General features: G+C 38.9%; 15 protein-coding genes and 1 other RNA gene. 5 read left to right on the top strand and 11 right to left on the bottom strand.

Annotated elements, in window-relative coordinates; all coding sequences use genetic code 11:
• The 4 genes from AAC037_RS06280 to ffs form a co-directional block, all read right to left on the bottom strand.
• Nucleotides 1–445: ATP-binding cassette domain-containing protein (locus tag AAC037_RS06280; RefSeq protein WP_339902186.1), on the bottom strand; the 445-nt coding region annotated here is incomplete at its 3' end.
• A 1-nt stretch (nt 446) separates the two neighbouring features.
• Nucleotides 447–650, bottom strand: coding sequence for a fructose-6-phosphate aldolase (locus AAC037_RS06275; protein WP_303611932.1), 204 nt, complete (start codon nt 648–650; stop codon nt 447–449).
• Between the two features lie 83 nt (nt 651–733).
• Nucleotides 734–1,390: a fructose-6-phosphate aldolase gene (fsa, locus tag AAC037_RS06270; protein ID WP_339902185.1), complete on the bottom strand. Its 657-nt coding sequence runs from the start codon at nt 1,388–1,390 to the stop codon at nt 734–736.
• 84 nt (nt 1,391–1,474) lie between these two features.
• Nucleotides 1,475–1,565, bottom strand: an RNA gene (gene ffs / locus AAC037_RS06265) — signal recognition particle sRNA small type.
• Between the two features lie 160 nt (nt 1,566–1,725).
• Between ffs and AAC037_RS06260 the strand changes: the two genes are divergently transcribed.
• The 4 genes from AAC037_RS06260 to AAC037_RS06245 all read left to right on the top strand — a co-directional run bounded on the left by AAC037_RS06260 (nt 1,726) and on the right by AAC037_RS06245 (nt 5,583).
• On the top strand, nt 1,726–2,073 hold the full coding sequence (locus AAC037_RS06260; protein WP_339902184.1) for a hypothetical protein: 348 nt from the start codon (nt 1,726–1,728) through the stop codon (nt 2,071–2,073).
• Nucleotides 2,074–2,303: 230 nt separating this feature from the next.
• Nucleotides 2,304–3,650, top strand: coding sequence for a Gfo/Idh/MocA family oxidoreductase (locus tag AAC037_RS06255; RefSeq protein WP_339902183.1), 1,347 nt, complete (start codon nt 2,304–2,306; stop codon nt 3,648–3,650).
• Between the two features lie 22 nt (nt 3,651–3,672).
• Nucleotides 3,673–4,278 (top strand): DUF1080 domain-containing protein, encoded by a 606-nt coding sequence (locus AAC037_RS06250; protein ID WP_339902182.1) that lies wholly within the window; start codon nt 3,673–3,675, stop codon nt 4,276–4,278.
• Between the two features lie 165 nt (nt 4,279–4,443).
• Nucleotides 4,444–5,583 (top strand): 1-acyl-sn-glycerol-3-phosphate acyltransferase, encoded by a 1,140-nt coding sequence (locus AAC037_RS06245; RefSeq protein WP_339902181.1) that lies wholly within the window; start codon nt 4,444–4,446, stop codon nt 5,581–5,583.
• A 147-nt stretch (nt 5,584–5,730) separates the two neighbouring features.
• Here the strand turns inward: AAC037_RS06245 and AAC037_RS06240 are convergent, their stop codons facing one another.
• The 5 genes from AAC037_RS06240 to AAC037_RS06220 form a co-directional block, all read right to left on the bottom strand.
• Nucleotides 5,731–6,474 (bottom strand): hypothetical protein, encoded by a 744-nt coding sequence (locus AAC037_RS06240; protein WP_339902180.1) that lies wholly within the window; start codon nt 6,472–6,474, stop codon nt 5,731–5,733.
• A gap of 162 nt (nt 6,475–6,636) precedes the next feature.
• Nucleotides 6,637–7,320 carry a phosphonatase-like hydrolase gene (locus tag AAC037_RS06235; protein WP_339902179.1) on the bottom strand — a complete coding sequence of 228 codons (684 nt, stop codon included), beginning with the start codon at nt 7,318–7,320 and terminating at the stop codon, nt 6,637–6,639.
• Between the two features lie 2 nt (nt 7,321–7,322).
• Entirely contained in the window at nt 7,323–8,474 is a 1,152-nt protein-coding gene (locus AAC037_RS06230) for a TIGR03364 family FAD-dependent oxidoreductase (RefSeq protein ID WP_339902178.1), read from the bottom strand.
• Nucleotides 8,475–8,545: 71 nt separating this feature from the next.
• Nucleotides 8,546–9,619 (bottom strand): zinc-binding dehydrogenase, encoded by a 1,074-nt coding sequence (locus tag AAC037_RS06225; RefSeq protein WP_339902177.1) that lies wholly within the window; start codon nt 9,617–9,619, stop codon nt 8,546–8,548.
• A 12-nt stretch (nt 9,620–9,631) separates the two neighbouring features.
• Nucleotides 9,632–10,216 (bottom strand): XRE family transcriptional regulator, encoded by a 585-nt coding sequence (locus AAC037_RS06220; protein WP_339902176.1) that lies wholly within the window; start codon nt 10,214–10,216, stop codon nt 9,632–9,634.
• 217 nt (nt 10,217–10,433) lie between these two features.
• Between AAC037_RS06220 and AAC037_RS06215 the strand changes: the two genes are divergently transcribed.
• Nucleotides 10,434–11,702, top strand: coding sequence for a DUF5690 family protein (locus AAC037_RS06215; protein WP_339902175.1), 1,269 nt, complete (start codon nt 10,434–10,436; stop codon nt 11,700–11,702).
• Nucleotides 11,703–11,921: 219 nt separating this feature from the next.
• Here the strand turns inward: AAC037_RS06215 and AAC037_RS06210 are convergent, their stop codons facing one another.
• On the bottom strand, nt 11,922–12,845 hold the full coding sequence (locus AAC037_RS06210) for an alkaline phosphatase family protein (RefSeq protein ID WP_339902174.1): 924 nt from the start codon (nt 12,843–12,845) through the stop codon (nt 11,922–11,924).
• Nucleotides 12,846–13,167: 322 nt separating this feature from the next.
• Nucleotides 13,168–14,406 (bottom strand): DUF6786 family protein, encoded by a 1,239-nt coding sequence (locus AAC037_RS06205; RefSeq protein WP_339902173.1) that lies wholly within the window; start codon nt 14,404–14,406, stop codon nt 13,168–13,170.
• Nucleotides 14,407–14,468: the final 62 nt, after the last annotated feature.

Raw genomic sequence — 14,468 nt, 5'->3', positions numbered from 1 at the left:
CACCTCCTGAAAGCTGATGGGGCATTTTGGTTGCTGCACCTCCGAGACCTACACCCATTAAAACCTCAATCATTCGGTTTTTCATTTTGAGTTTGTCTTTCCAACCGGTGGCTCTGAGTACAAAATATAGGTTTTCAGCCACAGTTCTGTCAGGGAATAGTTGGAAATCCTGAAATACAATTCCCAGTTTCCTCCTAAGAAAAGGGATTTCTTTTTTTTTAATTTTTTCGATGGGGTAACCGGCCACGTTGGCTTCGCCCATGATCAATGGTAAATCTGCGTAGAGGGTTTTAAGTAAAGAACTCTTTCCACTACCTGTCCGTCCAATCAGGAATACAAATTCTCCCTTTTCAATGCTGAAATTTACACTTTTTAATATGGTATTGATGCCTTGAAAAATACAAGCGTTTTCTACCTTAACTACTGGCTCATTTGAAAAAACCATATCAGAGATCTAATTTTTTTAGTTTGCCGAATGGGAGTTCTTTGATCAGCTTTCCAAGCTCTTCCTCTTTACCTCCAAGTCCAAATTTTTCTATTTTTTTTAAGGGTCTGTCTGCTCTGAAGTAGGCTACAAGCACAAAATTCTCATCCCTGATCTGTATATAATCAGGGATTTTTGCTTTCCCTTTCACTTTGATAATGTACATATCCGGTTCGTTTTTAATTGTAACCTTATCGCTTGACAATGGTTTTCAAAAAGGAGCAGGTATCTTACCTGCTCCAAAGAAAATTATTTGTTGGCCTTGGCGTGATCTGCTAGAAATTGAGCCAAGCCTTTGTCTGTAAGTGGGTGGTTCAATAAGCCTGTAATTACCTTTAAGGGGCAGGTAACCACGTCGGCACCAAGTTCAGCACACTTTACCAAGTGCATGGTGTGCCTTACAGAGGCTGCCAAAACTTCAGTTTCAAAACCATAATTTTGATAGATGTGAACAATCTGAGCAATTAAATCCAGACCATCAAAAGAGATGTCGTCTAATCTACCAATAAAGGGAGAAAGGTAGGATGCTCCTGCTTTCGCTGCAAGAATGGCTTGACCCGGGGAAAACACCAATGTGCAATTGGTTCTGATCCCTTCACTTGAGAAATATTTGATGGCTTTGATGCCCTCTTTAATCATAGGGACCTTTACAACAATTTTGTCATCTATTTTTGCAAGTTCTTTTCCTTCTTTAATGATTCCTTCAAAATCTGTGGAGATTACTTCAGCACTTACGTTTGCATCTACTATATCGCAAATAGCTTTGTAATGGTTGATGACATTTTCATCACCGCTGATGCCTTCCTTGGCCATTAAAGATGGATTGGTGGTAACGCCATCCAACACGCCTAGGTCATAGGCTTCTTTTATTTCATTAAGATTCGCAGTATCAATAAAGAATTTCATGCTTGTTTTTAGGTTTGTTGATTTGTACCGGTAAATTTAAACCAAAATTAACAAAAAGAAGGGGCTTGTGTAGGAAAAGGACAAAAAAATAAGCGGCATCGCACCGCTACGACCGCCTACCCTTGCTTCCTTCCGGACCTGGGGGATTCAGCGGGAGCTGGTCGTGCCGCTTGCAACAAAGGTAACTATTTTCGGTTCACTCACAAAATAATTTTTCAAGGATTGCCTAACCCCTTTATAATCAAAGAAAAAAAAAATTGGCAATATTATTGATTAATATAGCCTAGAGATTACCATACATTTTTGGTGCTTTGTAAGCATAACATTTATTAGCTATGAAAAAAACAATAAGTATTTTGAGTTTGGTCCTTTTGATGAGTTCTTGTACACTTTTGCAGCCAAGAATACCCTATCAATTGGGAATGTCTGAAAGCAAATTTCTGAGGCAGAATAAAGATGCTGTCATCAGTCAAATAAGTGAGGGTAAAAAAGTGTATCGGGTCAATAATGGGGATAGGTTTTATTTATTGGTCACCTTTGAGAATGATGAATTGACCAATTTAGAAGAGTTAGAATTGACACCACAATGGCCGGGACAAAGATATATGGATGAAAATAACCCAAACTACAATAATTCCAATAACCCGAACTACCAGCCTCAGCAGAGCAATCCCAATAGATAACCCTAACTTAGGAATCTATATTAATTAAGAAAAGCACAAGCCTCTAAATAGGCTTTGTGAAAACAATAAGAAAAGGTCGTCTTTTTATGAGATGACCTTTTTTTGGTTTTAGAGAGGAGGTGAATTTAGAATTAAACAAAAAAATGTATTAAGTTTATCCTGTTACTTAAAAATATGAATTAATAATTCCTTATATTTAATCCTTATTTAGGAGATTAATACACCAACACATGAACAATAAAAGGCGTACGTTTTTAAAGAAAATGAGTATGGCTGGAGCCGCTTCAGCTATTGTCCCTGCAGCATTGGCCAATGCGGATCAAAAGTCCATGGTCAAATTAAAAAGAACTTCTGAAGTTCCTGCAGATCAGGAATTGAAGATTGCGCTTATTGGCGCAGGAATTATGGGGTCTCAGGACATGAACACGGCGCTCAAGCATGATAATGTAAGCATCGTTGCTGTTTGTGATTTATATGATGGTAGATTGGATGATGCGAAAGAAAAATGGGGTCAACATCTATTTTTAACAAAAGATTATAAAGAAATCCTTAATAGAAAGGACATAGATGCTGTATTGATAGGAACTCCTGATCATTGGCACAAGCAAATCAGCATTGATGCCATGAAAGCTGGAAAGCACGTTTACTGCGAAAAACCTATGGTGCATAGTGTGGATGAAGGAAAGGATGTAATTGATGCTTGGAAAAAATCCGGAAAGATAATGATGGTAGGAAGTCAAGGGATATCAAGCCTTGGCAATGAGAAAGCCAAAGAACTATTGGCTGAAGGGGTGATTGGAGACATTAATTATGCGGAAGGATTTTGGGCTAGACATTCTCCTCCGGGAGCTTGGCAGTACAATGTACCGGCAGATGGAACTCCAGAAACTGTGGATTGGGAAAGGTATATTTCGAATACTACTGACAGGCCATTTGATCCACTGAGATTTTTCAGGTGGAGAAATTATTTGGATTATGGTACAGGGATGTCCGGAGATCTTTTTGTACATTTATTTACCAGTTTACATTTTATTACCAATTCCTTAGGGCCAAATAAGGTTTCTGCCATGGGTGGATTGAGGTATTGGAAAGATGGTAGAGAGGTACCTGATGTATTGTTGGGGATGTTTCAATATCCCGACAGTGAGCAACACCCGGGTTTTAATTTATCCTTGCGTTGTAATTTTGTGGATGGCACCAGTGGTTCTACCTATTTGAAAATTGTTGGTAGCAAAGGTTCTATGGATGTGAAATGGGACGAGGTGGTTGTGAAAACAAACAAGCAGACTTCCAGTGATGATCCGTTCTTAGAAGCGCAGGCTAAAATGAGTGGAGAAGTTTCAGACCGTAAGAAAATATTGCCTCCCAATGAAGTGGTTTATAAAGTGGAGCCCGGTTATAAAGGCGCACATTATGATCATTTCGGTAATTTCTTTAGGGCCATTAGAGAAAACGGGCAAGTTGAAGAAAACCCTGTATTTGCCTTCCGTGCCGCAGCACCGGCTTTATTATGTAATGACAGTTATTTTCAGGATGAATTTATCAAATGGGATCCTGTAAATATGAAATTAGTATAATTAAATCTAATATTTAAAAGCAATGATGAAATCACTAATTAAAACTAGCGCCATGATGTTGGCCGCAGTCCTTGTAATGTCATGCGCATCTGATGGCACAGACTTGTTTAATGGTAAAGACCTCAGTGGCTGGACCGTTTATGGTACCGAAAAATGGTATGTAGAAGATGGGATTTTGGTCTCTGAAAGTGGTCCTGATGGTGAGTATGGTTATTTAGGTACTGAAAAAAACTATAAAAACTTTGAATTGACCGCTAAATTCAAGCAAGACGAAGATGGCAACAGTGGTATTTTCTTTCGTTCAACTTTCGAAGGAACAAAAGTTTCAGGTTGGCAGGTAGAAGTTGCCCCTCCAGGAAATGATACCGGTGGAGTTTACGAATCTTATGGCCGTGGATGGTTGATCAAACCTGATCCGGAAAAAGATAAAAACTTGAAATTCGGTGAGTGGAATGACATCAAAATACGTGTAGTTGATGATCACGTAACCACTTGGTTAAATGGGGTTGAAATGATTGATTATACAGATGAGAAAATTGGAGAAGGCGAAGGTCAGCTAGCCCTTCAAATCCATAGCGGTGGAGGCCTCAAAATTTCATGGAAAGACATTAAAGTAAAAGAATTGTAAGATAAGGCTTTTTAAAATACGCCGTTTTACAATTTTTGTTTGAATAAATTCACTATAAAAAAGCCCCATACAAGGGGCTTTTTTATGTTCCATTACTATTGTTTGATAAAAGGAACTATCCTTTGAGGCATTTTTAGTAATTTGCGCCCTAGAAAATAATATTATATGTCCAAATTTGATCCGATAAGACCTTTTTATGATAATGAAGTCAATCAGGCATTGAAAGAATATGGCCAGCATCCCATGATGAAGGCCATACTAAATTTCACTTTTCCTGACAGATCAGAGGCAGAATGGGCCGAAATGTTATCCGATATCCACTCAATCAGAGACTTTCAAACTAAGATTATATACGATGCTGTACTCAAAGTTTTAAAAATAAGTTCTGATGGGCTGTCTACTTCGGGCTTTGAAAACCTAGAACCTAATACTGCCTATTTATTTATATCTAACCATAGAGACATTATCCTTGATACCTCTTTGCTGAATGCCACCTTATTTGAACATGGATTGGTCATGACAACCTCGGCAATAGGGGATAACCTTGTTAAGAAACCTTTCTTAAAAGCCTTGTCAAGGATTACCCGTAATTTTGTTGTTTTCAGAGGACTTAGCCCTAAGGCCATGTTTGAAAATTCTAAATTGAATTCTGAATACATTAGAGAAGCACTGTTCCATGAGAATCGTTCTGTATGGATTGCTCAAAGAGAGGGGCGTACCAAGGATGGCATGGATTTGACTCATAAAGGAATGTTGAAGATGCTCACCATGGCAAGTGGAACCACACCACTAAAAGACTATTTTCAAAAATTGAAAATTGTTCCCGTTTCCATTTCCTACGAAAATGACCCTACCGATGTGCTTAAAATGCCTGAATTAATGGCCAAAGCAAGAGAAGAGATATATGTAAAGCAAAAGAACGAAGATTTCAGAACCCTGGTAAGTGGGATAATGGGTCAAAAGAAACGCATTCATATTTCTGTAGGCAAAGTCTTGGATGAGGAGATTACCGGGGTTTTTGGAACTGATGGTCCTTTAAACAAACAACTGCAGATGCTTGCTGAGGAACTAGACAGGATAATTGTTCACAATTATCAGCTTTGGCCTTCCAATTACATTGCCCTAGATTTGATGCACAATACCAATAAATACAAGGCTCATTATTCCCAAGAGGAAAAAGTAGCCTTTGAGGAGAGAATGGCTAATGGAATTGACATGAATGATAAGGTGGCGGTACATAATTTTTTAGCCATGTATGCCAATCCCGTTACTCATAAACAAAATATAGCCGAGCCAACCACTTGATTGGGCTTCACAAAAATAAAAACCACCTATGATAGACTTTCATAGGTGGTTTTTGCTTTTTTCAACTGCTGCGGAGCTTAGAGATCCTAGAAGCATTCAATTTCGCTAATGACTTTGAAAAAAAGGGAAGTTAGACTTTTTACATCTTTAGAAAGTTTCAAAGTGATTGATGATCATATTTTGAAGGATGCCTTCTTCGAAATTCAGTTTGACAACATCCATTTTATCATCAGCTAAAGTATATCCAAAATACCATTGGGGAGATTTGGACATTTGAGAGTCATAGGGTTTCGACAAATCTTTGGTTAATAAATTGATCGCCTCAAATTTCTTTTTGTATTTTTCATTTTGGCTTATCGTTTCCAGTTTGTCAAATAAGGAAGCCACCTCATCGCCTTTCCGAATAGCAGATTGTGATAAATCTGTTGGCCATTTCTCTAATTCTTCCCCGTTTCCTAAGAAAATGGTGGCAATACGGTCCTCGGAAATTCCCAATTGGACACCTGTTGAGGTACCTTTTTCTTCATCCATAAAGATATAATGGTAAAGTGGAAGCTTGTCCTCCAACTCAGCCATACCTGAATAAATATTTGCCACTACATTTATATAATCCAAGCCTATATCTTCTTTTAGTAGGTTGACTGCAGCATAGGCGTTTTCAGCATTTGTTCCTATACTGAAATGTTTATAATCTCCTGAAGTGATGGTATCTGTACCAATTAAAGAACTATAAGGAGGCTCAATGATAATTTCCGGCTCAGGTTCGCTGGCACTCAAACAGCCAAACAAAAGAAAGGGGCTTAGCAACAAGGCCCAAAGGCCGGAAGAATTCCCGACCCCATTAGCGGGCCAAATTTCACTGTAATGATTCGTTCTGGTAGATTTTTTCATGGTTCAGCGTTTTTAGTTTGTGCCAGAAATGCTTTCGTATCTTTATTACATTTCTGGGTTTGGTACAATCACAATAATTGTCGCATAAACAGTACGAAATAAATAAGGAATCTGTCTCGTTAATATTATTTATTTCTAACCAGGCATGAAACCATGTCCAAATTAACCTTTCAAGACCTCAGGAAGAGTTGCCAGACTAGATAAAATATAATCCGGTGCAGCCGTTTTTAGTTGGTCTTCATTTTGCGCCCCTGTCAATACACCAACCGTCAAGCCACATTTAGCATTTTTTCCTTCTTCTATATCAATGGTGGAATCACCGGCCTTAAGCACTTCCTGAGACTCCGTTATGTTACATAAATCCATGGCTTTGTAAATCATATCCGGTTGAGGACGGCCATTTGAGACATCGTCAGCAGTTACCAATCCATCGATGTCCTTACTTGTTTCCCAGCCTAGCTTCAGTAATAAAGAGGAGGCTGTTTTCCTGTCATAACCGGTATTTAATACCACAAATACGCCCTTACTCCTCAGGTTTTCCATCATTTCTTTTACTCCCGGAAAAGTTTTAACATTGAGCTGTTCGTAAGCGAGTTTCAGCGTTGGCTTAAAGTTAGCAAAGGCCTCACCTGCAATGGTAGCGATGTCTGTGGCATCAGTGCAGGCTTTCAGGACATCTGTAATTGCCTGGTGCTTTTCTTTTCCTGCGCCATGGGCTAAAACCTCTTCCAGGCTAACGTTAAAGCCTTTGTCATTGATTACCTTTTGGACGGTTTTGTAAACTACATTGTCCTCATCCACAGTAGTTCCTGCCATGTCCAGTACTACTAGTTTAATGTTTTTCATTGTTATAGATTAAATAGTTTAAAAATATTTTCTTTGGCGAATGCAGGACTCCCTGTCATTCCCTTACCACCTATGCCGGTGACAATATGAATATGATTATCAATGGTTTCTTCAAACAATTCTCCATTTTTGCACTGAGAATACATTCCATACCAGCGGTAGGCTATTTCGTAGCTTGGGAGCTGGAAAATTTGTCTGGCCATTTTCAACATTAATTCATCAATTTCCATCTTTAAGTCAAAGCCCAGGCTGTCTCTATTTTCTACAGAAGCATATTCATGAGAATCTCCAAGAATTACAGAACCGTCCATGGCTTGCTTGAATAAAATATGAATGCCCCATTTTTTTTCAGGCCTGTCTTTTCTTTCTTTATCCTTAATGGTCTTGTATGAGGGGCATTCCTGAAAGGCCTCATACCTGCGAATAGAAGTCCCGGTTAGTATAGATCCGGGAAGTTGATAAGATTTAGGTTGGACTATGGTTTGCATCATCTGCAATTTAGAAATTTCCATATTGCTTCCGGCAAAAATTGTCGGATACAAGGTTTTAAATTCACTACCATTGCAAATAATGACCTTTGAAGACGCAAGCTTTTGACCACAGGCTGTTGTTGTTTTCACTACCGAACCGGTATTTTCACAGGAAAGAACCGAAGTAAAAGGTTGATAAGTTAAGCCCATTTCCTGAACCATTGCCTGCAACAGACGATTGATCATTAGCCTTGGCTCCACAGTAAGTTCTTGCGGAAAATACAAACCGCCTTTGATATAGTCAGGCCTTAATCCGGGGTATTTTTTAAGGCAATTTTCCTTTGAAACCAAGGTAGAAGTATAGTCTTTGGTAGAATTAATCCCCCTCAATTCTTCTAACAGCTGCATTTCTTCGTGATCCGAAGCCAGGTAAACGGTGCCTTGATTCCTGAGGCTTAGGTCTACCCGTGCATGTATTTCTTTGTAAATCTCCAGACTTTCTCTTCCATAGGCCTGCCACTTTTCATTCATTCCGGAAGGAACTACCTGCCCAAAATTACGAACCGTGGCACCTTGAGGAGCCTTGTCTTTTTCAATCAAGGCTACCTTTAATCCGTTTTTTAGGGCATGGTAGGCATGGAAGCCTCCCAATACCCCTCCTCCTACTACAATTAAATCAAACATGAGTGTTTTCTGAATATGATGTCAATAATATTAAGTTTAAACTTTGGTGGTGCAATTTTTTCAAACTAAGCCTAGGGAAGGATGCCTATTCTGTAATATCCCCCATTTTGGGCGGTAGCAAATGCTTCATCCAAATCCTGAAGATTAAATGTTTTACCCACAAGGTTTTCAAAAGGATACTTAAGATGAGCTTTTTTTATGAAATTTATGGCAGTGGCCAGGTCTTCAGGAATGTAATTGTGAAGTCCTTTGATGGAAAGGAGATTTCTCACCAAATACTCTCCATTGATGGAAAGGTCTCGCTGGGGAAAGACTGAACCTACCAAAACAAGTGTTCCACCAATCGCCAAAAGTTTTAAACAATGCTCAATGGCTTCCGGATTACCGGATGTTTCAATAATTATGTCTATTCCTCCATCAGGATCAGAGGAAGAACGAATCTTATCTTCACCATAGATAAAGGCTTTTTTTGCTCCAAATTTCAAGGAATAGGAAGCCTTTTTAGGGTCGATATCCTGGCTCCAAACATTTTTTGCACCTCCTTCTTTGGCCATAGCACAGGCCGAAAGCCCGAGCATACCCACTCCATTTACCAAAATATTTTTGTTTTTCAATTCCCCTGCCAATCTTAAAGCACCAGCAATGGTGGCATGGGTGCAATTCAATGGAGCGGCTTCTAAATTGCTCAGGTTTTCAGGAAGCTTAAATAGGGTTGTGTTTTTTCTCAGATGGCAATGGCTTGCAAAACCACCATTGAGCTGGTATGCATCATTCATTTGCTCATGGCCATATTTATATAGCGCTTTGGATTTTTGAGGGTATCCCTTTTTGGCATTTATTGAGTTGGGGTCATGGGCGTAGATGGTCCAAGTAATTCTGTCTCCAATATTGAGCTGATTTCCATAATAGTCACACATGTCCTCGGTTGACATTTTTTCAATAACGCCAATAATTTCATGCCCCAAAACACTGTGGCTGCAAGATTGCCTTCTTCCGTAAAAGGTATGCAAATCACTGGTGCAGATCGTTGAAAAATTGATTTTAACCAATAATTCTCCTTCTGCCAAAGAAGGGAATCCAATTGATCGCGTAGTAAAAGGGGACTCGGGTTCCATAAAAACCTTTGCAATAGCTTCTTTTTCCATCCTGTAGGTTGATTATCTGATTTCTATAAAGTAAATGACCAAAAGTTGGGCATCTGTACGGTTATGGTTTTTCGGTAGATGTGGAATGTTTCCATTGAATAATAAAGAATCCCCTTCTTCCAAATCAAAAACTTTGTCTCCCAATTCATAGTTGAGGCTTCCCTTGATTACATACAGGTATTGAATACCATCTGTGGTTACCGGTTCTCTTTTGGAGTTCTTAGAGATGGTTAGCAAGGAGATCTCCATCGAAGAACGTTCAATTTTATGATTGAGAATCAATTGGTAGTCAAATCCTATGGCTTCCTCCTCTTTTTTTACTGAGCGGTACTCACTTTTTCTTTTCAATAGGTAACCCGGAAATTCTTTTTCAGTCTGTAGGTCTGCAAAAAACACATTCAAATCTACATTGAGAGTACTGAGTACTTGAATCAAGGAAGGCAAGGTAGGGAATACCCTACCGTTTTCGATTTTTGAAAGCATGGCAATGCTAATTCCCGATTTATCTGCAAGGTCACCTAACTTCAGGTGTTGTGATTTTCTGATGTCTTTTATCTTCGATCCTATCCAAGTGGTGAGGTAAGCTGAATTATCCATTCAATTTTATTTGTCACTTTATTAATGCGCTTTTCTAGTCCATTTCAAAAATTAAAGTTCCGGAAATTTTCCTAATAAGAAAAATTAATTTCGGTTAATGAAAAATTATTGTTTTGATAACATTTGAATTTGGTTTCAAATTCAGGTTTGGCGCTACTTTTACCAGCGATAAAATATATATAAAGCATTTCAACAATAGATAAGATCTTCAAATTTTATGGGCAAACTCAATAAGGTTTCAATTTCCAAGACTGATGTTTTACTGGTTTGCACAGCTTTTATGGCATATACAGGAATGTATGCAGTAAGGAAATCATTTTTGGCTGGACAGTTTGAGGGGGTAGAAGCCGTATCCGGATTTCATTTTAAAACCTTATTGATCATAGGTCAGGTACTGGGGTATATGCTTTCAAAGTTTATTGGGATTCGACTGGTTCCTGAAATCCCACCTTATAAACGTTTTGGCGCCATTGTAGGGCTTGTAGGGTTTGGCCTGTTAATGCTTTTGGCTTTTGCCTATGTTCCGATTCCCCTCAAGCCGGTAACCATGTTCTTAAATGGATTGCCGTTAGGGATGATTTTTGGGCTGGTATTGGTGTATTTAGAGGGTAGAAAAAATTCAGAGCTATTGGCTGCAGGCTTAAGTGCAACATTTATTTTTTCCACAGGGCTGGTTAAATCGACCGGTATTTGGTTAATGCAGGATTTTCAAATTAATGAATGGATGATGCCATTTGTTACCGGGGCAGTTTTTTTTCCGATGCTTCTTATTGCTGCCTATGGCTTAAATAAAAGCAAACCCCCCACAGCTACAGATAAAGAGCTTCGAACGGAGCGGGTGCCAATGGATAAGAAAGCGCGTTTGGATTTTATAAAAAAGCATGGAGGCGTGTTTTTTGTTCTTGTATTGGTGTATGTGTTGTTGACAGTAGTAAGAGATTTTAGAGATAATTTCATCGTGGAATTTTGGGCTGCTTTTAATATGTCCCAACAGCCTGAATTGATAACTTTGACCGAGCTACCTATAGCAATATTGGTTTTGATCATAAGCGCTTTAGGTATATTGGTGATTGATAACAAAAAGGCTTTTCTATTAGGTATTTTGGCTACAATCATCAGTGCGATTCTAATGATTATCGTAACTTTCCTTTTTAAACAAGGTGAAATAGGCCCTGTAATCTGGATGATAGGTTCGGGTTTTAGCGTATACCTGCCTTACATCCTTTTCCATTGCCTATTGTTCGAAAGATTGCTGGCCTTTTTGAAATACAAGGGTACGGTAGGCTTCTTATTTTATGTAGCAGATGCGCTGGGGTATTTGGGCAGTGTGGGGATATTGATTTATAAAGAGTTTTTTCACACCCAATCTTCTAGGGTTGAGTTTTTCACTTGGTTAAATTTTGGCAGTGGTGCTTTAATTGTGGTCTTGGTATTTGTATTGTTATGGAATATCAAAGAAGTTTCCCCCAAAATTCAACTTAAATAGTAGGAGATTACTTGTTCTCAATTTATCAATTGCATCATCCACTAGAAAGTTTAGAGGTTATTTTCAGGGGCTTTTGATTTTGAAAAAAGGAGTGAATCAGTGTTCACTCCTTTTAACCTGAAATAGGCAAAAGGGCCTATTACCTGTCCTATTGCCTAACTTTGATTTCTTTCCGGAGCCATGTAAACCAAAATCTAGCTTATAGGGTATCAAATTTCATCAATCATTGCCACTAAATATTCCTGAGGGAACTTTCGCAATCCAGGATTCAGGTGTGTCCTCGATCCCAAATAATTTGGCCACTACAGCAGTGGTGTTGGCATTTGAATTGGGAGATTTCAATTCAACAGCTTTATTAATTTCGGGGCCTTTGATCATCCAAGGAACGATCATTTCCTGAACTGAGGTACCTCCATGGCTTTTACCAATACCCCCGTGGTCTGTGAAGAGTAAAAAGTTGCTGTCTTCATATAAGCCTTCGTTTTTTAGCTGATTTATAAATTCCCCGATTTTCACATCTATTTCTTCAATGGCGGTAATAAATTCACCTGACATCCATTCATGTCCATGCCCGGCATGGTCTACATGCACAGAATAAAGAAAAATCAAGGTCGGTACATCTTGGTTGCTGACAAGAAAATCCATGGCTGCCTGATAATTTTGATCGTAGCGATCGTCTTCCTCAAACCTATATTCATCGAGGTATTGCTTATTGAAAGGCTTAATAAGGCTTTTCCAATTAAAATAGAAAGCGGTCCTTATGTTGGGGACATTGTCTTTTACAATCTTAAATATTGAAGGGTAGTAACCCTCTTTATCCATTTCTTGGGGAGCAATGGAATGGTCTTCCTTTTCCCAGTCATTACCAAATACACCATGTTGCTCCGGTCCACCTCCGGTTAAGTGACTGGTCCAGTTGGGCATGGTAACAGATGGCATTACTGTTCTGGTCTCGGTAGAAATCACTCCATCAGCAAATAAAACATCAATATTTGGCGTTTTTGCTTGTTGGTAACCTTCTAGAGAAAAGCCGTCAATACCCAACATAATTACTCGTTTTGCCACAGGGGCTTTTTCATTACAACCTATGGTAAACAGGAATGAAAATAGGAGAAGGGAAAAGGCTGATTTTACTTTTACCATGATTGGAGAATATTTTTTTAAAGATTTGTTTTATAAAAGAGGGGATTCAACGGATAAATATATATAAATAAAATGAGCCGAAGCCCGTTTGTTCTTTCATAAAATGTTGTCTTTTTGTTAAATGGTTAGCTATTATTATTCAAGCAAAGGTGAAGACATTTAACGAGGCAGTTATTAGGGTTAACGCTCGAAAGCCCTTTTGCCTTCGAAAAGCACAGGCTCCGACCTTTGTGTACTTCAGGCAAGGGCCATAGATTCTTGAAGAAAAAACAATTAACAATTAACAATTAACAATTAACAATTAACAATTAACAATTAACAATTAATCATTACCAAACACCTCATTAATCTCAACAATTGAAATCCCCAATAATTGGCGGGTAATTTCATCTAAAGCATTTTCGCTTCCGGTAAAGTGGTATACATTATGGAAATGCTCCATGCTTTGGCCGGGGGAAAGAAACGCTCCGGGAGAAACACTCTCTAATTCGTAAAAAGGCCCCATCTGGCTACCATCTTCCAAAGGGCCATCATTATAAGCGTTGACCGCATCCCCTTTAAAAGGATCAGCATCGGTATTCCATTCTTGATTTAGGTAAGGTATTTCAGGTGATATATTGAAAGTAGTGATGGTCAATACTTTGTTGATAGGATCATAGCTGGCGGCCATAGGCACTCCTCTTTCGGGAGATACACCCACTTTTCCTCTGCTTTGGCCATCGGCTTTTAAGAAGAGGTAATTATTGGTGGTGGCTATCCTTTCCTCCGGAATTTCCCCAAAATAATTGGTGGTAAGTCCTTCTTTGGTTTTATTTGGCTTTAGAGGCAATATAATGGTGGTTTCTGCACTGGGCTTGAACATATCCAAAACCCAAAGGCAAGGGGCTCCTGTTTCTTGAGTCCATGGGAAATCGCCGGTGTTTTGAATGGAATTGATGGTGGTATAGCCTACCATTTTGATGGTAGAGACATCGGCTGTCAAAGCAGTGTTTTTTAAGATTTCCTCCTTCTCCAGAAGCGCAACAGTTCGTTGAAGCTGTAACTTAAACTCGGTTCCCTGATAATTGGTAATGGAAGTTGATTTGGCCATGGCTATTTCCCTCGGGCCAGCCTTGACTTTTTCCCAAGGTTCATGGTCAATCGCTGCAGGAGTGTGCCAGTTCTCGAACTCCATATTTTTGCCCGGTTCAAAGTACAGGGAAAACTTGTTTCCTTCCGGTCCAAGCCATAGGCGACTTTCACCTCCATAGGCATTCATGTGCTTGTCTAATGGGCCTTCAAATGCTTCATAGTTTATCCATCCAAAGCTTTCTCCATTTTCTCCTGCTGCAGTAGAGGTGAAAACTTTGCCCTGATACTTAGGAGATACCAGGATATTGGCCTGCTTGTCTTCCGTACTTAGCTCTACAAGATTTGGATCAAATTTTTCTAAAAACTTTTTGTCCTGCAAAAAATTATTTGGACTCTCTTCCGTAGCCTGATTATCTTTTTGGCGCTCTGAGCAGGAAAAAGTAAAGGTTAAATTGCTGAGAAGGATTAAAACAAGGATGTATTTGTTCATTTTGGGTTAATTCTTGTATGTTTTAACCACAATTATAGCATTAAACGGGGATTATCCAATAG

Origin of the sequence: uncultured Cyclobacterium sp. (assembly GCF_963976465.1) — a bacterium.
Classification (GTDB): Bacteria; Bacteroidota; Bacteroidia; order Cytophagales; family Cyclobacteriaceae; genus Cyclobacterium.
This window is presented reverse-complemented; position numbering and strand designations above follow the sequence as displayed.